This window comes from Priestia sp. FW507-14D1A (assembly GCF_058781295.1).
In genome coordinates this window covers 250,436-271,394 of the sequence record NZ_JBYSWQ010000006.1, presented here as the reverse complement: position 1 = coordinate 271,394, position 20,959 = coordinate 250,436, and the positions used below count along the sequence as shown (strand labels likewise).

Here is a 20,959-nt window from a genome sequence, read left to right as displayed (position 1 = left end):
ATAGATGAACCTTAATAATCTAGATTTTAATTGGTGAAATCTGAGTTAGGAGTTGATCTAATTTGAAAATGGGAGTAAATCAAATTGAACTAAATGGTTTAACATTTCAATATCGAGAGGCGGGCAAAGTTTCGGCACCCGCTATTATTGCACTTCACGCTTTGGGAATGAGTGCAGAGTCTTGGGATGAAGTAGCAGCTGTATTAGGGAAGGAATATCGGTTTCTAGCTTTAGATCAGCGAGGACACGGTGGAAGTGAGAGAACTGACGCGTACACGTTTGAACTCATGTGTGATGACTTGCTTCAGTTTGTAAATGCGATGAATTTGGAGCGCTTTACGTTAATTGGGCATTCTATGGGCGGTACGGTGTCCTATCTTTTTTCTGAAACATTTCCAGAAAGGGTAGATCAATTGATTGTTGAAGACACTCCTCCACCTTTTACAGGAGAAAAGTTCGAAATTCCTGCCAAACCGCCTGGTTCTTTACCGTTTGACTGGGAGGTTGTACCTTCAGTTCTTCACCAGTTAAACAACCCCAACCCTAAATGGTGGGGAAGTCTTACAGAGATAATTGCACCTACTCTCATCATAGGAGGAGGATCCAGCCATATTCCTCAAGATAAATTACAGGAAGTTTCTAAGCGCATTCAAAATTGTAAATTAGTAACGATAGAAGGGGCTGGACATGAGGTGCATACAGGAAACTTATCCTCTTTTTTAACTGCTGTGAAAAGCTTCCTTGATTCGTGACTTTCTGGAGCTTTTATTTAATTTGAAAGTTTGGTGAAGTAAATAGAAAACAAATAAAGAGCCTTAAATAAGGCTCTTTATTTGTTCTTATTCTTTTACGATAGGAACATTCTTAAAAAATTGTTCTCGAATAGCTGCCGATTTAACTGCTTTATTAATCTTCTCTTTATTATTATCTATAAATTGCTGTGCTTTTTCTTTATCAAATAACTCATTGCTATCTGGTAAAGTTTGAATGTTTTTGGAAATGAATTGTTTCATTTCTTCTCTAGGTACTGAGAATTTCTGATCATCTATTTTAAAACTGTACCCTTCAGCATTAGGTATTAGTATCGTTAAATAAATAGCATTATAAAGAAAGTTTTTCTCTAGTGTATCCTTACCGCCGAGCCAATATTTTAATATTTCATCTTCTGATAAAGAGTCCTCTTTAGTACCATACATTATTTTTGGTGTTTTATTATGTAAATTAATTTCTTTAAACGTTTCTCCTCCAGGCAATGCTCTTACGATAGCTACTACGTTAGAATTATCTCCAACATAAGTTCCGCTGTGGTCTTTAAGATCTTTTACATCAACAGTGTTAATGCTTGTGACTTCTTCTTTTGAAGAACAGCCGGTTATACCTACAAGGATTAATAAGATTAAACAAAAAAGCACCTTAAAATATTTCATAAAAACCTCCACTTTCTTACTGTAATACCCTTATGTGGATATTTCGCGAATTATCAGTGTATCGTAAATATGATGTTTTGAAAAGATGTAGGTACTTTTGTACAAAACACCCTTTGCTATAGGAGACGTTTTGTCTACTGTAAGTAGAAGGAAGGAACTTTGAAACATGAAAAGACCCCAAAGCTTTCTTAAAAAAGCGCTTTGAAGTCTTCATATCTCATGTTTTACTTTTAGGAACTAATCCCTACAATTGATTCGATAATTTGTGCCCAGTCCTCACTATGGACTTCATGTCCTGTACGATCAAGAGCTATTAAATTAGCATGAGCAATAGCTTTTGCAAGAGCAAGTCCATGTTCGTATGGGAGGGCCGGATCTTCTGTTCCATGAATAATCAGTGTAGGTATAGTAATTTCACTCAATCTGTCATAATATTGGCCTCCTCCTTGAAGCAAAGCATGGTTAAATCTACTCGGCAGCCGTTTGGCGCGGGCAGCTTCTCTTTTTGCTAGCTTATACATTCTTTTCTCTTCATAAGGTTTTGTTCCACTTAAAATTTTCCATCCACCTGCAAGGTAGGGAACAGTCTCCTCTTGATTTGACCAGTCTATGGAAGCGCTCTTCGTGTGGTAATCAAGTATCCGCTGATCCATTGGGGGCAATTTTTCCGCCTCCTTTCCAAATACGCTTGATGCAATTAAAGTAAGGGAGTCTATGCGATCCGGATATCTAAGAGCAAGGATTTGTCCTATCATCCCGCCCAAAGACATTCCAACAATATGAGCTTTGTCTATAGAGTAAGCATCTAAAACACCAATTGCATCGTCAGCCATATCCGTTATTGTATAGTTAGACGTACCGGGTGGATAAGTGGTAGACCGTCCTAAATCACGATGGTCGTAACGAATAACAAACCTCTCATGTTCAGCGAGGCGAAGACAGAAGTCTTCATCCCACCAATCTAACGAAGACATTGCTCCCATTATTAAAAGTACAGCGGGATTCTTGGGGTTTCCAAAACTTTCTGTACAAATCTCAACGTTATCAATTTTTATTATCTCTTCATTCATTCGTGTACCTCCTTTTAAGTGTTAGAGAAATGAAAAGCAGTCCTTTATTCAGTTCTCTAACATAGGGATATTTCCTTTTGGAATTTTATTTAGGAAATCGATTATTCTACCTATCTTATCTCTTTACCTTTTTACTAAAAAGTAAAATATAACGTTCTTGAAAATGCAAGTCCAAACTTGTTGAAGACTAGGGGGATTCAGTTTTTGCTGTCTGTAACATATTGATAAGGCAGGAAAGTTGAATGCATGTATGGAAAAATACTTATGTGAGGTGAAATAAGAATGAATGATTACTATGGAGAAAATACCTTTTAAACTTTAATTACATTTTTTCATTTATTACAACTTGATAGACTAATATACATATACAGGATTGCTGAATTCCTGTGCTATTGGTGAGCATATGAATTCAACGTTCTCATGAGGAGATGCATTATGAAGAGGTTAATAAATAAAATTGGGATTGTTACTGGTGCTAGTCGGGCAAAAGGTATTGGTACTGAAATATGCAGGGAATTAGCTAGAGAAGGCGCAGATATTTTTTTCACTCATTGGTCAAAGTATGATCGTTTAATGGATTATTGCAATGAGGATGATTTTAAATGGTCGAAACATCTTATGGAAGAGATTCGCAGTCTGGGAGTGCGATGTGAATCAATGGAATTGGATTTATCGCAACCCGATGCACCAAGAAAGCTGCTTGATGAAGTTCAAAACAAACTAGGGTCTCCATCAATCCTTGTAAATAATGCAACACATTCTGTGGACGTAGATTTTCGTTCTATAGATGCTGATACGCTTGATGCTCATTATAACGTGAATGTTAGAGGGACGTGTCTTTTGACTGTTGAGTTTGCACGTCTAATCGAAGGTAAGCATGGTGGTCGAATTATTAATATGGTGTCAGGTCAAGATAAGTCACCTGAGCCTGGGAATTTGGCCTATGTTGCAACAAAAGGGGCTGTTTCTACGTTTACTAAATCAGTTGCTATTGAATTAGCACCTCTTAAGATTACTGTTAATGCTGTAGATCCTGGACCAACTAACACTGGCTGGATGAGCAGTGAGTTAAAAGAAGAGCTACGGCCAAAGTTCCCGATGGGTCGACTTGGTGAGCCACGGGATGCCGCAAAATTAGTTATTTTTTTAGCAAGTGAAGAAGCAGAATGGATTACCGGACAAATTATTCACTCAGATGGAGGCTTTTGGTGATTTAATATAGTAGCGGTCTTTCATTTTTTAGAGGATTTTTGTATGAAACAAGCAGTTAAAAGGATCTTCGAAGGAAGATTCTTTTTTTATAATGTAACGTAATGTGACGATAACCGATTTTCTCCACTTTATTAGTCAGTCCCAAAGGATTGTTGATGGGCTATAAAAGAAAAAGTACGGGCTTTTCTGAATCAGTAGTAAAATCAGGTATTTCATTTATGACGAATGCTTTATCATTTGCACTTATTGACGACAAATAGGATATATTCAGGGGGAATGTTTATATGTCAAGCTTTGAGGACGAAGAAGTGCTAACAGGAGGGAATGTCTCTAACGTTTATCGCTTGGGAGAAACTGTACGACGAGAACTAAAATCAGATAGCCATAAATTTCATAAGCTATTAAAGCATTTAGAGAACAAAGGTTTTAGTTATGCACCAAAATTTTTAGGCATTGATGAAAAAGGGAGAGAGGTCTTGTCATTTATTGAAGGTGAAGCTGGGAATTATCCTTTGAAGAAATATATGTGGTCTGATGATGTTTTAATAGAAATAGGGAAAATGCTCCGTCTTTATCATGATTCAGTGAGTGATTTTTCATTTGATGACAGCTGGAAATCAATAGATAACACTCCTAAACCATTTGAGGTACTATGTCATAATGATTTTGCCATATACAACATCATTTTCAAGCAAGAAAGACCCGTAGGCATCATTGATTTTGATGTTGCTGGGCCCGGGCCAAGAATTTGGGACATTGCTTATACTCTTTATACGTGCGTCCCCTTAAGTAGATTTTACCTTTCTGAAACAGGTGAGAAGATTTATTATAATTCATTGCACCATGCTCAACATAGAAAACAAAGAGTGAAATTATTTTTTGAATCTTACGGCGAAGAATTACGAGAAGGTTATTTGGAAGTGGTATTGCTGCGATTAGAGGGGTTATGTAAAACAATTACAAGAAAAGCCAGTGAAGGCGACAGGGCGTTCCAAAAAATGATAGACGAAGGACATCTTGAACATTATCAAAATGACATTAAATTTATTCGTGAACATAGGAAAGAATGGGCTTAAGGATAAGTTTTAATGGAAGAAGCAACACACTTTTATTAAAAAGCATGTCTATAACACCCTTTATGTAAATGATGGTTGTTATTCTTTGTAGAGGAGGACTTGTTATGCGAATTATTAATATTAGAGAACAGGTAGAGTACAAAGATAAAGCTATTGAATATATTCAGAGATTGTATTTAATAGATTAGCGATTAATTTTTATTTGAAATGTTTTTAACTGTTTGAATCAGTGAATAGCGGGTATAAGTTGATTATACAAGCGTAGTGCCCCCCAGGAACATGCATGTATATTTCTTTTTCTTACTTACCCTGTTTGAATCCTCATTTTATGGAGGGTTCTTTTTTTGTGTCTAAAAGATATAACTTTTTAAATTATATATATCAAACTCTTTAACATATATGTATTTTATACTCAATAAATCAATGCAACAAGAGCAATATAAGATGAAAGAGATTCAGTTGTTTTTAAGTTGCAGCAACAAAAAGGATCGTTATGCACTAAGAGCTAGCTTTTTATATGTGCTCTAGAAAGCATTATGTTGAGTAGGAATGAATGTAAGAGAAATTGCAGAAATACTATGGACAGGGATGGCCAAATTTTCGAAGAGGAGATAAAATTCAAGTTTTTTCTGCTGGAAGACAGCTTGATGGAAATGGTACGTTTATTCGAGCAGAAGGCGGATTTTTAGTATGGGAAGATAATTCAGGTAATAGAAATACGACTAGTTTAGAAAGTATCAGCGTTCGCAGATTAAGAAAACGCAATTGCTAATCATTTGGACAGGCTCTGATTTTATATAAATGAAAAAACGCCTTCAAGCTGATAAACTGGGTATGAAGTACCGAGCAATCACTTGGAGGTGTTTTTTTTACTCAAAACTGGTGACTCCGTTTTGAGTGTATTCATTAGGTAGCATTTTTAGAAATTAAATATTGCTAGAGTTCCTGCCTCACTAGCGGTACATAAACTAATTTATATAAAAGCGACTTACTCAGTTCGTGAGGGGAAAAGTAACTTTAATCTCTGTTCCAATATGTTCTTTACTTTCTATCTCAATTTCTCCTTTATGGAGGTTCACAATATTTTTAGCAATAGCTAATCCTAGTCCGCTTCCTCCCGAATCCCGTTTGCGGGCTTTGTCTACTCGATAAAACCTTTCAAAAACATGAGATTGTTCTTCTTGCGGTATGCCGATTCCATAATCTTTTATTCGAAGAATTCCCATATGCTGATTACTTTCTAAAAAGACCTCAATGACATCGGTACTATACTTTATGGCATTATCTAAAAAGATAATGATTACTTGTTTCAGCTTTAATTCATCCCCCTTGATAAACATTAAGTGGGAATTCTTATGTAGGATAATAGGTCGGTCATAAACTTGCATAAATTGAGTTGCAAGGGTTTCAGTGAGAGAGACAAGATCAACTGATTTTATGTCAACAGGTTCGGAATCCTCTAATTCAGCTAAACTCAACAGTGTTTTGGTCAAATTTTTCATTCTATTTGTTTCTAAATAAATAGCCTCAATTGCTTCTTTTGCTATCTTTTCGTCTTGTGTTCCATGCCTTCTAAGAATTGTAACAAAGCTGCTAATAACAGTCACAGGCGTTTTTAACTCATGCGAAGCATCGGAAATAAATTGCCTTTGTTTATCTGAGTTTTCTTTCAGTTTACTAATCATCCGGTTAAATGTAGCGGCCATTTTATACACTTCATCTTTTGTTTCAGTTTGTATACCAATCTTTTTCAGCGTTCCACTTTGTTCAATATCCTCCATTGTAGAGATCATTGATACAATAGGCTTCATAATGATAGCCGATAACCATCTGCCAGCTAGAAAAGAGAGAAGAACCGAAACAACGGTAACAGTCCCCATTATGGACAAAATAATATCTTTGCGGCTTTCTAGTCCTGATAACCGCTCACTTATTTCTAACGTGCCTATTACTTTGTGATTCTGATGAATCGGTACGTGAACTACTAAATTTTGATGTTCTTGAAAAGGTCTAAGTTCAAAGCTCTTTTCTGTTGAAAAAGTAGGTGAGATTTTCTGAATGAGGACTTTGTCGTTAGTGACTTGATTAATAGTTGTAGAGTTCGGTCCCACGATTCGAATAAAAGAGTGACTAGGCATGTAAGAGTTTAAAAGGTTTTTGTCTAGCGATAATGATTCAGAAATGTGGTATTTTTTCAACATTTCATTCGCATTTTTGAAGACTAAATGTGCTTCCATATTAACGGTCGTTTTCATAAATAAAAAAAATACAATCGTATTTACAATGAGCAAGCTGACTAACAGAGAAACTGTAATAAACAAGTTAACCTTGGTAGTAATTTTCATATGGTTCCTTTCTTATCACATATCCTACTCCTCTGACGGTGTGAATTAAGGAAGGGGTAATATCTTCTTCTATTTTCTTTCTCAAATGTCCAATATACACATCTACTACGTTTGTTTCTCCTTCATAATCATAGCCCCAAACGGTCAAAAGGATATTTTCTCTGCTTAATACGATATTTTGATTTTTTAGTAAATAAACAAGCAAATCATATTCTTTCGGTGTTAATATAATCGTTTTGTTTTTTCTTATCACTTCTCTGGTCTCTAAATTTACAGATAAATCTTCTATTGATAAATGAACATCTTTTTTTTCAGTAACTTCTTGAATGATAGCTCTATGACGAAGACTATTGCGCACTCTAGCTAACACCTCTTCTATTTCAAAGGGCTTGGTGATGTAATCATTTGCTCCATGATCTAGTCCCATCACTTTATCTAACGTAGTGTCACGGGCTGTCAAAAGAATAACAGGGAGGTAGGCGTTCTTTTTTCTAATTCTGCGAAGGACTTCGATACCGCTAAGTTCTGGAAGCATGACGTCTAATAAAACTAAATCAATGCTGTTATGTAAAGCAGCTTCAAGGCCGCTTTTTCCTTCATGCTCTACGAATACTTGGTATCCTTCATGCTCAAGCTCAATTTGAAGAGCTCTCGCAATCATTTCTTCATCTTCAACGATTAAAATACGGTTTTGCATGCAGGTTCTCCTTTCTCATCGTTCAAAATATAATAAACTTCATTTGGACAAGGGAAGTTCCTGTTTAGTTGGACCTTCCTTTTTAGTGAACCACTATAGATTAATACCTTTCATAAGACGGAAGGTTTCAAGAAGCAAAACGTTTAACCCTAGCCATACTCCTCCAAATACATATCCTGCTGCAATATCGCTGGGATATTGTATGCTGAGATACAAACGACTAATCGCAATAAGCAACAAAATAAGAATGGCTGCTAGTGGTGCTAATGTAGGAACCCATAATCTTTTAGAGTGTCGAACCAGCATAAACACAGCAAACCCATAAATAACAAAAGCCATTAAAGACTGCTCGCTTGGAAAGGTGTATGAAAGCTGTTCTATCAACGATTTTCTAATAGGGGAGAAATGGTGAAAAATTCGTCTTAGACTTTCTTCGTACAGCTCTCCGCCGCCTGCCACAACTACCAGAGATAATAATTCGATTTTTTTATCTCTGCCTTTCCATAAAATCCATACAAGTGTAAAGAAAATTAATGCCACCAGAACTTGCCTGGATCCGAGCATGAAAAGTATCCGCATTGGTACATTCCAATCTTTATTAAAAAGGGCTGATATTAATAGACTGGTTATTTTGTTAAAATCTCCAAACTCGTTTGCGATAAAGTCTTGCGTCATTCCAATCATAAGCAGAATAAACCCTAATGTTACTAATGCTGTAAATATAAAAACAAGACCTGCCCGTTTCCGCGTATGAAACACATTTACTATCCACTCGAGACAATTAATTGCTATCTTTTTAATCGTTACTTTGAACTTTTTATAAATGTAAATAGCAACCAACAAACTTACAGCTACGATCATCCCAATGACAAAATACTTCTTAATAGAATGATGAAACTGTTCCCACTGAGGTCCTAATAACTTTCCTAGAGTAATAAATGTGGTGACCCAAAGAAATGATCCGCTATAGGCATACAGTGCATACGTGCGAAAGGGAAGGCGAGTAATTCCTGAAAAATATCCTGTAATATGTCTAATAACTGGGAGGAAATAAGCAATAATCAACAGCTTGTTTCCATGTACACTAAACCATTTTGACATTCTTTCAATTCGCTCTGGCCCCATATGAAGGGTTTTTCCGTATTTATCAAAAAAAGGAGTCCCTAACTTATAACCTACCCCGTAGGCTATGGTCATTCCAACCATACTCCCCGTACCAGCTACCAAGATACTTCCCACCCAGCTTAAATGTCCTTGAAAAGCAAGAACCCCAGCGTAGCCCATAAGCAGTTCGCCTGGAAGAGGAAGCGCAAGAAGTTCCAGCATTAATGCTAGAAACAGCACGATATATCCGTACTGATTTATATAAGATGTGATAAAATCCATGGTTTATCCTTCTTTCATAGTATGTATCTAAAGCACAGTCGGTAAGGCGAATATGCTTACATGGGATTGAAATACAAAGATGAAAAAATTAATTTCACCTTTGTATTTCTTTTAATGTAGCATTATTTATTAAAAAAACTGGATTTTTCATTGATTTTTAATGTTATTTTTAGCCTATTTTTAATTACAAAACGTAGACTGAAAATGTGCTATTTGAAAGCTCAACTTAAGACTGTTTGTTTTTCTAATAAATAGTGTAAGGAGTTCCTAACCAATCTATGTAACGAAAAAGAAGAAAAGATATACCCTACAAATCGATTAAAAAGGGGAACTACCCATTATTAATTTTTTGTCATGCTTACTCTTTTATCAGTAGAGCAATTCTTTAATCGCCTAAACAAAACAACAAAAAGATGTGCTGAAAAGTCTAAGTTTCACCCCACAGCAAAAGCATACAAACTACAAGGAGGGAAAAGTCATGAATAATCGTGAACAGGATAAATACTTAATTCTTTCCGCTGCATTTGGAGAGGGGCATAAACAAGTGGCAAATGCGATAAGCGAGGCAGTAAATGACATGGTTGCTGATGCTGAGCCTATTACCATTGATATTATGGAGTGGGTTCATCCCAACCTTTATCCAATCAGCCATTATATTTATAAAAAAAGCATTAAGAAGTTTCCACAAGTGTATAGCTTTTTGTATAAAAAAACTCGTGTAAAAAATTCGTTTTCCGTTAAGCTAAATTCGATCTTTTTATCGGGCATGCAAACGGTGCTTAAAATCATACAGGAAATAAAGCCGAAAGTAGTGGTTAGTACCTATCCATTTGCCGCTGGGATAATATCGAAATTAAAAGAGCAAGGATTAATTGATATTCCGGCGATAACCATCATCACAGATTATACGGATCATTCTTATTGGATTCATCCCTCTACAGATCAATATATGGTAGGGTCTGCTCGATTGCGTGATCAATTAATTGCGTTAGGGGTAGAGGCGGACAAAATTAAAAACACTGGAATACCTGTACGGAAAAGATTTATGGATGTTCTTCCAACAGACCTTCTCTTAGATAAATATATGATCAATCCAAATATGTTCACCCTGCTCATCATGGGAGGGGGAGACGGATTTTTTGGAAAAGGACTTTCAACCTTTAAGGCATTAGAATCCATTTCCACACCGATTCAACTTTTTATAGTATGCGGTAAAAATAAGAAATTAAAAACACAATTAGAGTGGGAATTAAAAGACTCAAAGCATGACGTGAGAATTTTTGGATACTGTGAAAAGGTTGAAGAATTAATGGCTATTTCAGATTTAATGATCAGCAAGCCGGGGGGAGTAACAACCTCTGAGGCAATGGCGATGGGTTTGCCAATACTACTTTATCATTCGTTACCAGGACAAGAAGAAGACAATGCAGAATATTTATGTCGTTCGGGATTCGCACTGTCTGCACAGTCAGAAAAAGAGTTAATTGCGCAAATTGAAAATCTTGTCCGCGATTCAGTACCTTTAAGATGGATGAAACAAAGGATGAAAAAATATCAAACCAAAACATCATCCACGGAAGCTCTCCATGTCATTGTCGAAGCAGCAAGATGCGGTTCATTACGTAACGTAACAGATAGTAGAACGATACAAAAGCAAAAGGAGATAGAGGTGAGTATATAATATGGAGTTCATGATTTCTGCTATTATTTTTTTTATTTTATTATACACCGTTATTCCGTATTTCCTATCACGTAGCCTAGGAGTGAACGTAGTTAAAAGAGGAAGGGATTTATCCAAAATTGCTTTTACGTTTGATGATGGTCCGAATCCTGTTTATACCCTCATACTTCTTGATTTACTGAAGAAAAATGAGGTGAAGGCAACCTTTTTTGTGGTCGGTACTAAAGCAGAAAAGTACCCTGAACTGATTCAGCGCATGCATAGTGAAGGCCACTTAATCGGAATTCATAACTACGTACATCACTCCAACTGGTTTATGTCGCCTTGGAAGGTTAGAAATGGAGTTAAGAATACAGCCAAGGTGATTAAATCTATCACTGGAGTCACACCTATTTATTATCGACCGCCTTGGGGAATGCTCAACCTTTTCGATTTTATGAGAAGAGGTAAATATAAGATTATTCTATGGTCAATCATGGCGGAAGATTGGCGAACCTCTGGCGGAAGCGAAAAGATTAAAAAACGCCTAGCCAATATAAAAGGCGGGGACGTCATTTTGCTGCACGACTGCGGAGATACGCTCGGAGCAGAATCTGAAGCTCCAAGAAACACAATTAATGCGTTAAGAGATGTATTAAAGACAGTGAAAACAAAAGGATTCACTTGTGTCCGTGTTGATGAATTGGTAGAGAAACTATAGGTAGTAAGAGGATTAGAAGATTATCTTTATTAAAGCTTGCGAATGACATTTTAATTCTTGTCATTACCGTAACTAAATATCTTATCTGTTATAAAAAAAGAACCTCTATTTTAAAGAGGTTCTTTTTTATGGCCAGTAAAAAATATATGGTAATATAATCTTATATTGGATATATTTATAATTTTGCAGTTTATAAAATCTATGTTGAATCAGCAGTCAATTTAAACGACATCTATGAAAGTAGGGTAGTTCTTGAAAAAAGTTATTTTAAAATTCTTTGTATACTTTTTAATCTTCTTTGGAGGAAACTTAATGATTAATATTCTGTTCACCTCTAATTTTGATCTTTTAACAGCATTTTCAACCGCTTTTGGAGTTTCCTTTGGGATTACTATCTTCGGGTATTATACATATAAAAAAGGCAAGGAAGCGTAAAGTGCTGTGTTTTTGAGCCAATACATAAAAGATTTTAGTAGAAACTTAAATATCATAGTATTAAATTATAAAGATTTTGAGGTTTAAGATGGGAAATTTGTTGAATTACATTTATTTTTTTATTGCCATTTTAGTTGGCTTGTACTTTTTTATCACCAATAAACACTCCAGAAAGCCACTATTCATGCTGTTACTATCGATGCTTTTATTTTATAGCAGCGCGTATTTCTTTTACTATAAGACTTATCCAATTAACTTACTCAGTACATTATCCATACTTGTGTTTTGGTGGATCATTCTTTTATTACTAAGAGAGATTTATTCTAGAGAAGAAAATATTTTCTGGAATCTTTGTTTAATCTATGTAGCGCTATACCACTTATTGCACTACGTTTTTGATTCATTGGCTCAAAAGAACTTTTTGTATGAATTTATCTTTTATTTTTATACAAATGTAGGATTACTTCTGCTTGGCTTGTACTATTTCTTAAGAGTCTATAAAAATAGAATCGTGCATTAGAATGAACAAAGTTCCTTGGAGCTCAATGTCCACAATTCTTGTTGCGTTAAATTTTTATAACAGATTGCTTTGCAGAAAATCAATTATTTTCCATCATTTAATAAATATTATTGAATCTCATGGACGCCTTGTATATTTTTATATTATTTACCGCAATTTAAAAGAAAAAGGTGAGGCTGATATAATGGCTAAAACAATTCCATCCTTATGCATTTTGCTGGGGGCTTATGTTCTTATTGCATTCATCGACGTTTTTCAGGGAAACTATATGTTTCAATCGTTTTATAACCTAAAACAATATTTTGTAATTGCCCGTGGAGAAGATTATTTTTTGGTTATTTTATTTGCTTTGATATTCCTTACTGTTAGCATTTTTCCTGTTTTAAAAAAACAATAGCCTCCCTTGTCATGAAAGGGCAGGCTTTATTTTTTGTTTTATATATGCTGTAATCAGCAATAGGATGGGAATTGCTATATGAAAAGGGAGGTGCAATAAATAAGGAACAATTTTGAGTCCTTCATTTATATGAGCTTGGTAACTAGGAGCAATCATCAGTGAGGAGAAAAAAATAACACCGCCAATTAAATAAATGTTTGTAACAGAAGGTTTCATTCGAAACAAATCAGCCGCGCCAATCACTGCACAAAAGAAATAGATGGTTATTTTAACAAAACCTAAAATGACCATGAGAATAAGAATAAAGGTATCCAGTCTTTGAATAAAACTAGCTATGTTAATGTAACTCACAGCTGTAAGAGCCGGAAAAGAGGATCTTAAAACAGTCTCTGGTCCGAGTACACACAAAAGAATAATTGAATTAATGGTTAAGACCATTCCTCCTATTATGATGGCGGATAACCCAATTGTTGCGGCCTGACTTTTTTTATTTAAATAAGGAAGAATCATAGTAAAAGTAATCAATTCCCCGAAAGGTACAGTAATGCCAAGAGGGACTAACTCTTTTCCTATGTTTCCCCATCCATTCGCTAATACGGGTTGAAGATTCTCGACCTTGATGTAGCCTCCTACTATATACAAAACATTTAATATAAAAAGAGTCAGTAAAATAACAACAAAACATAAGCATGTAACTCGTGCGAATGCTTCTATTCCTAAATGAATACTATAAATCAGCACAAAGGTCATGCATATGCCCAGCGTAATAATCGATGTAACGTAGTAAGAAGAGCTAATTAGTAATTCTTCAAAATCACGTAGTACTCTTGAAGCAATATAAACAAAATATATAATATAACAAAAGCTTATAGCACCGCCTACGTATTTACCCCAGATTTTAATGAGGTAGCCAGTCAAAGGCATATTAGGGTATCTCTTATATAAGGAGATGTAGACTAAATACAGTATACATCCAAAAAAAGTAGCCAAAAGGGGGACCATCCATGCATCTTGCCTAGCAGCCTTTCCGATATCTAAAAGCAACGTACTGCCTAATATAAAGATAAACATCATACAAAATAATTGAAACCCTTCGATTTTTATTTTATTCAACGCTTTTTCAGCTCCTCATCTAATTTACCTCATAAGGATTTGTCCGCATTCCGGTATTTACAATACTGACGTTCACATTCATCGATACCTTCGCACTTGAAAATAGATTCTTCCAATTCTGTTTATGCTGACGCCAATAACTAGGGTTGGTTCGAGACAAGCTATCACCAAAGCCAAATATATCTGCCTTTTCTTTTTGTGCAATGCGAATAGTTTTTGTAATTTCCTTTTTCAGTTCATTTTGTACTTCTTTTTCCAACTCTTTTAATACCTTAGGGTTGTTTAAATCTTTTTGGCATGATGTTTCTGTAATTTCTCCCACGACGTTCAAATCTGTATGAATGAAAGGTTGCCCATTGCGGATTACGGTTTTTATTTGGCTTTTTATTCCTGTCGCTGTAACTGTGATATTCCCATTTATACTGCAAGGGAAAACAAAGGGGGTGCTTTTTACTTTAGACGTAACAAGCTGAACAGATCGAGCCTCATCGCCATCCAGCCATCGAACTAATTTTCCTTTTCTAAACATGGCTAATCCTTTTACCTGCATGGCACTTGGGCTGGTATTCTCTAAATTGCCTGCTTCTTCTGCCTTCTGAGAGGGCTTGTTAATGTTGACTCCAGGAAGAGATAGATCTTTTCCCTCACTCAAAAGCATAGAAATAACTTCATATGCTTGTACATTACTAACTATTCCGTACATTTTTTGATTGTTCTGGCTGGTACTTAGGATACTTTTGACTGGAGTAACCTCAAAAGGTTCAATAACACCGAGCAATTTTTCAGCAGTCCCATCACGTGCAATAAAAACTGGAATACTTGTACGAGCTTGTTTGCCTCGATCCAAAGCATCAAATAATAAGCTAAGGTCATCTCTTGCCAATTTTTCACCTATAATGATAAGCGAAAGATGTGAAGTGATATGTTCTCTTGGAATGACGACGGAGGCTTTTTTTAATGCCTCTACTAGTGTTTTGGCAGTTACTGTGTAGTTAATGACAGAAAGACCTTGTCCTCCTGACGAACTGCCCTGTGATAAACCACTTGGATTAATGATTTGATAGGTTACTTTATAAGGTTGTTCCAAATTTTCATTCTTATCAATTCCTAATCCTATAATAACTCCTATTTGGTTTAATTCTCGGTAATTCGAACATCCTGAAACGCATAAACAAATGGCAGCGATCCATAAAAGCAAAAGATAAGTTTTCATTTTTATCCTCATTCATCTTTATATGACGTCTATTTATTTTGATGTTTTTTCAAAAGAGATGGTAAAGAGAATCGAACTAAAGTATCCTTTTGCTCTTTAAAATCAAAGGGAGCAAAAGGGGAAAAATAGGGAATACCGAAAGATTTTAGACTACTTATATGAAGCCATATACATAAGGTCATAAGCAAAATTCCATATAAGCCAATAAATGCTGAAATTAGAATCAAGATAAACCGAAAACCACGGGCCGCATTGACAATGTTGGTAGATGGCAGTGTAAAACTGCTGATGGCAGAAATAGCAACAATGATGACAACAGCAGCCGATACAAAACCTGCTTCTACAGCTGCTTGTCCTAAAATCAGTGCTCCTACAATGGAGACTGCTGGTCCGATTGCTCTAGGCATTCGGATTCCGGCTTCTCGCAACATCTCAAAAGCTAGTTCCATCACTACCATTTCTATAATTGCTGGAAAAGGAACTCTTTCTCTTTGCGCCATTAAGCTGACCATTAATGTGTTTGGAATAAGTCCCTGATGATGTGTAATCAATGCTAAATAGATAGCAGATGCATACATAGAAAGAAAAAAAGAACCAAATCTTAATATCCTTAAAAAGGAAGAAATATAATAATTTTGATAATAATCTTCAGGCGACTGAAAAAATTGAGAAAAAATAGCAGGCGCAATTAATACAAAAGGTGTTCCTTGTACAATAATAGCAATTCGGCCCTCTAATAAATTTCCTACAACAGCATCAGGTCGTTCTGTATTTAAAAGAAGGGGAAAAATAGTGGTACTATCATCCCGGATAAATTCCTCAATATAGTTCGACTCAAGGACCCCATCTACCTTAATCTCTTTTAAACGTTCTTTGATTTCCTTCACAATACGTTCATCTGCATTCCCTTGAATATACATGATTCCTATATCTGTTTGGGTTACGCTTCCAATTTTCATGCTGTCTAAGCGTAAATTAGAATCCTGAATTCTAGCTCGTATCAAGGAGGTATTAGTCCTTAAATTCTCTGTAAAACTATCTTTAGGTCCTCTGACAACAGTTTGGCTGGTAGGTTCTGTTACTGCGCGGGACTGAAGTTTTTTTGTATTGCCAATGAAAATTTTAGAACTTCCATTCAGTAGGATGACTGTATCACCGGTTAAAACGGCTGACATAAATTCATGCCAATTCTCTTTTATAGTCAATTGAGATACAGTTAATATCTGGGGTATTTGTTCTTCTATCTCTTTGACGGTTACTACTTGATTACTTTCTTTAAGCCACTGAATAAGAGGCGTCATGATATTCTCATTTATAATATTTTCATTTGCTAATCCGTCAAGGTGAATAACGGCTGCTTTTAACGTTTTTTGATACGGAGACTCAACCATTCGAAATGATACATCAGAACTATTTCCTAATTGGTTTAACAGTCTCTCTATGTTTTTGTTTACATTATCATATAACGGAGTTGCCGAAGAATCTGTTGTCTTTTCTCTATTAGAGTTTTTCAGAAGATATTTTTGTCGCACGTTTTACCACCTTTTATATGAGTGAGTATTTGTTATACAACGAGTAACGTTATCATTCCTATAAAATGTAAAAAATATGCACGTGAGGAAAATACATAAAATAAAATGATAGGAAATGTATCTAACTTTGTTTTCTATTTTGTCGCATTAGTTGAATGTCAAAGTAAAGCTGAGGATTCTTTAGAGTTTTTAGAGGAAAATCAAAGCGGGTTAGCTAGTATTACTTTATATCCAGTGACAGATCAGAAGGTATTGTTCTAAGAGTTAAGTAATTGGAGAAAAAGCAGATCACACTTCTCTGTATATCTCATGTTTTTATGGGCGATATCGTACATTATGATAATTAAAAATGAAGTGAATATTCACATTGATTGATTCCAAAATTCCCAATGCAAAAGAATAAAAAGCCCTCTCTTAAGTTTAATTGCTTAGAGGTTGGGCTTTTGTATAGGAATATCTTCAGTATTATAAATGAATTTCTACGCTACTTTTCTCTTAAAGAAATGGGAGTTCTCTTTTATGCCTTAACAGTCTGTTTTTTTACAGGAATGTAGATATCAATCTCTTTATTTTCTGAGCCATAACATCTTTTATCATACAGTTCGAATTCCATTGATCCGTAGTGCTCATAACCCGATTCAGGGAACCATTCTGTAAAAACATAATTCCATGTGGACTGAATGGAAGAAGTAAAAGATTCTTCATTTGATTTTGGTGTAGTAAATACGGCATAGTCTAGTTCAGGAAAACTTCTGTAAACTGTTCCTTCAGGCGCTGAAGTACCTTCCTTTACTTCCATGCCAATTACATAAACAAACTCACCCGTTTCAGGATTAAAATCAGTGCAAATACCAAGCTCCGTGTTTTCTTTTAAGGGATTGGGGATTTTAGAGCCTAATCCCTTCTGCATGTACTGTTGCCAAAATTCAGGAATGTCTTTGTTATTCTGGCCACCCTCGTTCTTCGTTTTTAGCTCATATCCAATGACATAAAAAGCAGATTTAGTGACTAGTTTTGGTTCCATCTTATTTCCTCCTGACAAAAGTGTGGTAGTTAGGTAGGCTTTTCCCCGCAGCGGTCCAGATATTCTCCTTGCGTTACGGTATTGCTTCGGTGAAACATCATAAAAGTTTTTGAACGCTCTGTTAAATGATTCTTGATATTGGAAACCAACACCAAGTGCGATATCAATGACTTTTTCATCTGTGAAAAATAAGCGTTCTGCTGCGCGTGTAAGTCTTCGTTTCCTCACATAATCCATCACCGATTCTCCAACCATGGCTTGGAAGACACGGTGATAATGAAAAGGAGAAAAGTAAGCAATTTCTGCTAACTTTTCTAAAGTAATTTGTGTCTCCAAATTCTCCTCAATGTAATCTAGCGTTCTCTGTATACAAGTTACATAATTCATTTACATTCACCTACCTTACGTTCACTATAACAGCAAACAAATCGTTGTTCTTAACATTTTTTGCTATATTCAATTAGATGAGGGTAGTTTTGCAATATACACCTCTAGATGTATAGTCCTAAGGTAATTTTAATGCTAAAATTTTCTATGTAAATTAATGGAATTAATACATTGGTAAAGGGAGCGTTTGAATTGAAGAAACTTTATTTTAGCTTAATGATTATTTGTTTATTAGGTGCTTGTTCTTATCAGGAAAGTACAAAAGAAGTTAGTGAAGAAATTGTATTACCAACTTCTATATTTAGTTCATCGAAAAATAATGCTGTAATTGATGAAAAGGAAATGAAAGAAAGTATAAAGACTTACTTAAATACTAACGAGGATTTATCCAATATCAGTGATCAATTTGAAGAAATGATGGATTCTGATCAACAGCTACCTAAAGCTGAAGCGAAAAAACTTGAACAACTAAACGATCTGGTCAAAGAAAATGATCGTAACTTTTCCACATATATCTCGCACAATACTTTACCAGAAGGATATAAAAAAGAGTCAGAGAGAATTAGCCGCTTTATTATGGGTTCCAATCAAATTTTGGATGAACTGGATCAAGCCATCGATGACATGGTTGAGCATATGAGCGAAGGAGATTTTTCTGAAACAGAAATTGAGTCACTTATGAATAGAAATGAAGGTGTAAATGGAAGGGAACAGAAAAAGATAGAGAATTTTCTAGATGACAACAATATTGATACAAAAGCTTTTGGACGAAAGAGTTAAAACAATTTAATAGATTTGCTTTGGTTAGGGGGAGTTTACTATTGGAGTAGTTAAGTCTACAAATAAACTTGCATTTTCTATTATCTATTTAGTCTTCGGTACAGCTTTGGGGATAATAGCCAAATATTTAGATACTATTGCAGGTGTTGATGGAAGCTGGTGGATGAATATTCTGCCGTATTTTGGGGATTTGTGTTCTAGGGCCGGTATTTGGGTCCTGATTGCTACCCTTATAGCCGCGTATAGTAAAACCAAAATTAGTGGGGCTCTTAATACATTCATGTTCTTTATAGGAATGCTAACAGGCTATTATATATATTCCGCTTTTCTATTTGGATTTTTTCCAACTAGTTATTTTTTACTGTGGGGAAGTATCGCACTAGCGTCTCCGTTTCTAGCAGCTATTATATGGATGGCTAAAAATAATTTACGTCTAGCTTGGATATTACCAGCGTTGCCTATGGGGTTATTGCTAAGTCTTTCTTTAGCGGTTGGAGTATTTTATATCCATGTAAGTTATATGGAAGAATTCATTATGTATGCTGTTTTATGCGGAGTCTTTTACAAAAATCCAAAGCAGCTAGCGGCAACAATTTCTGTTTCGTTTATCATTTCGTTTATTATCAAACAAGTAAGTCCACTTCACTTTTGATTTAGATGAAGGTTTTAAAAAAATGAAAATTCACTATGTGAAAAGGGGATTTCGGTAACTAACTATAAATACAATTCAAAACGGCTTTTACATATATATTCTTTAAAATACAGTAATTGGGAAACTTTTATAGAAGTAATTCGTATAAAAGGTAGGAGGTGATGGATATTAACACGGAAAAACGTCTGGATGAAATTGAAAGAAAATTAGATGATTTACATAATAAGATAAGTAATCAAGAAAGTAGAGCAAAGTATAAACCTATCTTTACAATTGTACTCATTTTATCTGCAATTCTCATATTTTTTGTGCTTATAGGTGTTGTAAGTTTTTTTACAGGTTAATTTTTTTACTAATCTCTCAGAATTATTTCTGGGAGACCTTTCATTATTTAAACTAACGACAATTCATTTTGTATAAACTTGTATATAATATACCCGCTTAAAATAAAAAGGGATAAAATTATGATGGGAAATGAAAAGGAACGTTCCACATTTAGTGCGGCTTTCAAAACCTATGAACAGCTATTAAAAAAGATCTTGCATATGTTCTTTACTAGATAATATTCTACGCCATGTTAACTAAAGGTATATATTTTAATAAAATATATAGTAGTAAAAATGACATTATGGTGTTTACATGGAGGAAGAGCATGAGAAAGTTTTATATTGCTTTATTTAGTCTTTTCTTTTTTATTTCATTAGTAGTTGGATGTCAAAGTAAAGCTGAGGATCCTTTAGAGTTTTCAGGTGAAACTCAAAGCTGGTCAGCTACTATTACGTTATATCCTGTTGAAAATAGGAAAGAAACAGCTCAAATGAACTTAAATTATCTAGGTGGTAAGGTAGAATCCGTAGGAGATTTTGGGATTAATTTAGACACTTCAAATAATCAAAATGGAATTGCAGTAAGAGACGCAAGGTTAAATAAAGAAGGGAATTTCAAAGAAAAAGTAAAGATTGATGCTAGTAAAGATGTAATTAAACCTGAATATATGATTTTAACGGTTAAATGGAATGAAAAGTCAGAAGATATGATTTTAAAAGTTAAGTAATTAGGGAGAAAAAGCACCTTATACTCATCTATATCAAATATTCCCCCAGTTCTTTATCCTTACTATTTGTTAAAATATAATATTATATATCAGGAATTTTATTTTTGCAGTTTAGATTAATATAGTAGCGGTTTTTTGAAAAAGTCCTTAGCTCATGTAATTTCTAGTTGATTCCTTAAAAGGTAAAAGACCCCCTCAAGCCTTCTGAGTGGGGCGCTATACGACCATTTTTAAAATCTAATAGAAGATTATTAATGC

At 34.9% G+C, this 20,959-nt stretch carries 21 protein-coding genes; 12 read left to right on the top strand and 9 right to left on the bottom strand.

What is annotated here, in order from left to right:
* Positions 1-62 precede the first annotated feature (62 nt).
* Positions 63-752, top strand: a complete 690-nt coding sequence (locus AC3WJG_RS20835; RefSeq protein ID WP_337133351.1) for an alpha/beta fold hydrolase — start codon at positions 63-65, stop codon at positions 750-752.
* Between the two features lie 87 nt (positions 753-839).
* Here AC3WJG_RS20835 and AC3WJG_RS20830 read toward each other — a convergent pair whose 3' ends face one another.
* On the bottom strand, positions 840-1,427 hold the full coding sequence (locus tag AC3WJG_RS20830) for a DUF4825 domain-containing protein (protein WP_098332606.1): 588 nt from the start codon (positions 1,425-1,427) through the stop codon (positions 840-842).
* 230 nt (positions 1,428-1,657) lie between these two features.
* Complete coding sequence (gene mle / locus AC3WJG_RS20825; RefSeq protein ID WP_337133350.1) at positions 1,658-2,497, bottom strand: alpha/beta fold macrolide esterase; 840 nt, start codon at positions 2,495-2,497, stop codon at positions 1,658-1,660.
* Between the two features lie 435 nt (positions 2,498-2,932).
* On the opposite strand from mle, the gene AC3WJG_RS20820 reads away from it, so the two are divergent.
* From AC3WJG_RS20820 to AC3WJG_RS20810, 3 genes are all read left to right on the top strand, one after another.
* Positions 2,933-3,709, top strand: coding sequence for an SDR family oxidoreductase (locus AC3WJG_RS20820; RefSeq protein ID WP_098333483.1), 777 nt, complete (start codon positions 2,933-2,935; stop codon positions 3,707-3,709).
* Positions 3,710-3,993: 284 nt separating this feature from the next.
* The gene (locus AC3WJG_RS20815; protein WP_098333482.1) at positions 3,994-4,785 is read left to right on the top strand and encodes a phosphotransferase; all 792 of its coding nucleotides are present in this window, start codon (positions 3,994-3,996) and stop codon (positions 4,783-4,785) included.
* Between the two features lie 565 nt (positions 4,786-5,350).
* Positions 5,351-5,557: a hypothetical protein gene (locus AC3WJG_RS20810; RefSeq protein WP_060744992.1), complete on the top strand. Its 207-nt coding sequence runs from the start codon at positions 5,351-5,353 to the stop codon at positions 5,555-5,557.
* A gap of 220 nt (positions 5,558-5,777) precedes the next feature.
* Here the strand turns inward: AC3WJG_RS20810 and AC3WJG_RS20805 are convergent, their stop codons facing one another.
* From AC3WJG_RS20805 to AC3WJG_RS20795, 3 genes are all read right to left on the bottom strand, one after another.
* Positions 5,778-7,130: a sensor histidine kinase gene (locus AC3WJG_RS20805; protein ID WP_337133349.1), complete on the bottom strand. Its 1,353-nt coding sequence runs from the start codon at positions 7,128-7,130 to the stop codon at positions 5,778-5,780.
* On the bottom strand, positions 7,108-7,827 hold the full coding sequence (locus AC3WJG_RS20800) for a response regulator transcription factor (RefSeq protein ID WP_060744994.1): 720 nt from the start codon (positions 7,825-7,827) through the stop codon (positions 7,108-7,110). Before AC3WJG_RS20800 ends, AC3WJG_RS20805 begins: the two co-directional genes overlap by 23 nt.
* A gap of 93 nt (positions 7,828-7,920) precedes the next feature.
* The gene (locus AC3WJG_RS20795) at positions 7,921-9,213 is read right to left on the bottom strand and encodes a VTT domain-containing protein (RefSeq protein WP_180976373.1); all 1,293 of its coding nucleotides are present in this window, start codon (positions 9,211-9,213) and stop codon (positions 7,921-7,923) included.
* A 478-nt stretch (positions 9,214-9,691) separates the two neighbouring features.
* Between AC3WJG_RS20795 and AC3WJG_RS20790 the strand changes: the two genes are divergently transcribed.
* From AC3WJG_RS20790 to AC3WJG_RS20775, 4 genes are all read left to right on the top strand, one after another.
* Positions 9,692-10,894: an MGDG synthase family glycosyltransferase gene (locus AC3WJG_RS20790; RefSeq protein WP_060744996.1), complete on the top strand. Its 1,203-nt coding sequence runs from the start codon at positions 9,692-9,694 to the stop codon at positions 10,892-10,894.
* Position 10,895: 1 nt separating this feature from the next.
* Entirely contained in the window at positions 10,896-11,594 is a 699-nt protein-coding gene (locus AC3WJG_RS20785; protein ID WP_492588553.1) for a polysaccharide deacetylase family protein, read from the top strand.
* A gap of 312 nt (positions 11,595-11,906) precedes the next feature.
* Positions 11,907-12,029 (top strand): hypothetical protein, encoded by a 123-nt coding sequence (locus AC3WJG_RS20780; protein WP_337050965.1) that lies wholly within the window; start codon positions 11,907-11,909, stop codon positions 12,027-12,029.
* 704 nt (positions 12,030-12,733) lie between these two features.
* On the top strand, positions 12,734-12,946 hold the full coding sequence (locus AC3WJG_RS20775; protein ID WP_225049659.1) for a YczF family membrane protein: 213 nt from the start codon (positions 12,734-12,736) through the stop codon (positions 12,944-12,946).
* Positions 12,947-12,955: 9 nt separating this feature from the next.
* Here the strand turns inward: AC3WJG_RS20775 and AC3WJG_RS20770 are convergent, their stop codons facing one another.
* The 4 genes from AC3WJG_RS20770 to AC3WJG_RS20755 form a co-directional block, all read right to left on the bottom strand.
* On the bottom strand, positions 12,956-14,059 hold the full coding sequence (locus tag AC3WJG_RS20770) for a GerAB/ArcD/ProY family transporter (protein ID WP_102814094.1): 1,104 nt from the start codon (positions 14,057-14,059) through the stop codon (positions 12,956-12,958).
* A 19-nt stretch (positions 14,060-14,078) separates the two neighbouring features.
* Positions 14,079-15,272: a Ger(x)C family spore germination protein gene (locus AC3WJG_RS20765; RefSeq protein ID WP_102814095.1), complete on the bottom strand. Its 1,194-nt coding sequence runs from the start codon at positions 15,270-15,272 to the stop codon at positions 14,079-14,081.
* Between the two features lie 29 nt (positions 15,273-15,301).
* Complete coding sequence (locus tag AC3WJG_RS20760) at positions 15,302-16,804, bottom strand: spore germination protein (protein ID WP_102814096.1); 1,503 nt, start codon at positions 16,802-16,804, stop codon at positions 15,302-15,304.
* A gap of 517 nt (positions 16,805-17,321) precedes the next feature.
* A complete protein-coding gene (locus tag AC3WJG_RS20755) occupies positions 17,322-18,215 on the bottom strand; it encodes an AraC family transcriptional regulator (RefSeq protein ID WP_337133346.1) in 894 nt (297 codons plus the stop codon).
* A gap of 192 nt (positions 18,216-18,407) precedes the next feature.
* On the opposite strand from AC3WJG_RS20755, the gene AC3WJG_RS20750 reads away from it, so the two are divergent.
* The 4 genes from AC3WJG_RS20750 (at position 18,408) to AC3WJG_RS20735 (ending at position 20,701) form a co-directional block, all read left to right on the top strand.
* Positions 18,408-18,995 carry an NDxxF motif lipoprotein gene (locus tag AC3WJG_RS20750; RefSeq protein WP_098332638.1) on the top strand — a complete coding sequence of 196 codons (588 nt, stop codon included), beginning with the start codon at positions 18,408-18,410 and terminating at the stop codon, positions 18,993-18,995.
* Between the two features lie 163 nt (positions 18,996-19,158).
* Complete coding sequence (locus AC3WJG_RS20745) at positions 19,159-19,647, top strand: hypothetical protein (RefSeq protein ID WP_028410006.1); 489 nt, start codon at positions 19,159-19,161, stop codon at positions 19,645-19,647.
* Between the two features lie 161 nt (positions 19,648-19,808).
* The gene (locus AC3WJG_RS20740; RefSeq protein WP_025749161.1) at positions 19,809-19,991 is read left to right on the top strand and encodes a hypothetical protein; all 183 of its coding nucleotides are present in this window, start codon (positions 19,809-19,811) and stop codon (positions 19,989-19,991) included.
* Between the two features lie 308 nt (positions 19,992-20,299).
* Positions 20,300-20,701 (top strand): hypothetical protein, encoded by a 402-nt coding sequence (locus AC3WJG_RS20735; RefSeq protein WP_034276572.1) that lies wholly within the window; start codon positions 20,300-20,302, stop codon positions 20,699-20,701.
* Positions 20,702-20,959 lie beyond the last annotated feature (258 nt).

Excerpts from the sequence above, each read along its gene's own strand:
- AC3WJG_RS20830 (WP_098332606.1), bottom strand. The coding sequence starts at position 1,427 with ATGAAATATTTTAAGGTGCTTTTTTGTTTAATCTTATTAATCCTTGTA.
- mle (WP_337133350.1), bottom strand. The coding sequence starts at position 2,497 with ATGAATGAAGAGATAATAAAAATTGATAACGTTGAGATTTGTACAGAA.
- AC3WJG_RS20820 (WP_098333483.1), top strand. The coding sequence starts at position 2,933 with ATGAAGAGGTTAATAAATAAAATTGGGATTGTTACTGGTGCTAGTCGG.
- AC3WJG_RS20815 (WP_098333482.1), top strand. The coding sequence starts at position 3,994 with ATGTCAAGCTTTGAGGACGAAGAAGTGCTAACAGGAGGGAATGTCTCT.
- AC3WJG_RS20805 (WP_337133349.1), bottom strand. The coding sequence starts at position 7,130 with ATGAAAATTACTACCAAGGTTAACTTGTTTATTACAGTTTCTCTGTTA.
- AC3WJG_RS20800 (WP_060744994.1), bottom strand. The coding sequence starts at position 7,827 with ATGCAAAACCGTATTTTAATCGTTGAAGATGAAGAAATGATTGCGAGA.
- AC3WJG_RS20795 (WP_180976373.1), bottom strand. The coding sequence starts at position 9,213 with ATGGATTTTATCACATCTTATATAAATCAGTACGGATATATCGTGCTG.
- AC3WJG_RS20790 (WP_060744996.1), top strand. The coding sequence starts at position 9,692 with ATGAATAATCGTGAACAGGATAAATACTTAATTCTTTCCGCTGCATTT.
- AC3WJG_RS20785 (WP_492588553.1), top strand. The coding sequence starts at position 10,896 with ATGGAGTTCATGATTTCTGCTATTATTTTTTTTATTTTATTATACACC.
- AC3WJG_RS20780 (WP_337050965.1), top strand. The coding sequence starts at position 11,907 with ATGATTAATATTCTGTTCACCTCTAATTTTGATCTTTTAACAGCATTT.
- AC3WJG_RS20775 (WP_225049659.1), top strand. The coding sequence starts at position 12,734 with ATGGCTAAAACAATTCCATCCTTATGCATTTTGCTGGGGGCTTATGTT.
- AC3WJG_RS20765 (WP_102814095.1), bottom strand. The coding sequence starts at position 15,272 with ATGAAAACTTATCTTTTGCTTTTATGGATCGCTGCCATTTGTTTATGC.
- AC3WJG_RS20755 (WP_337133346.1), bottom strand. The coding sequence starts at position 18,215 with ATGAATTATGTAACTTGTATACAGAGAACGCTAGATTACATTGAGGAG.
- AC3WJG_RS20745 (WP_028410006.1), top strand. The coding sequence starts at position 19,159 with ATGAATATTCTGCCGTATTTTGGGGATTTGTGTTCTAGGGCCGGTATT.
- AC3WJG_RS20740 (WP_025749161.1), top strand. The coding sequence starts at position 19,809 with ATGGATATTAACACGGAAAAACGTCTGGATGAAATTGAAAGAAAATTA.
- AC3WJG_RS20735 (WP_034276572.1), top strand. The coding sequence starts at position 20,300 with ATGAGAAAGTTTTATATTGCTTTATTTAGTCTTTTCTTTTTTATTTCA.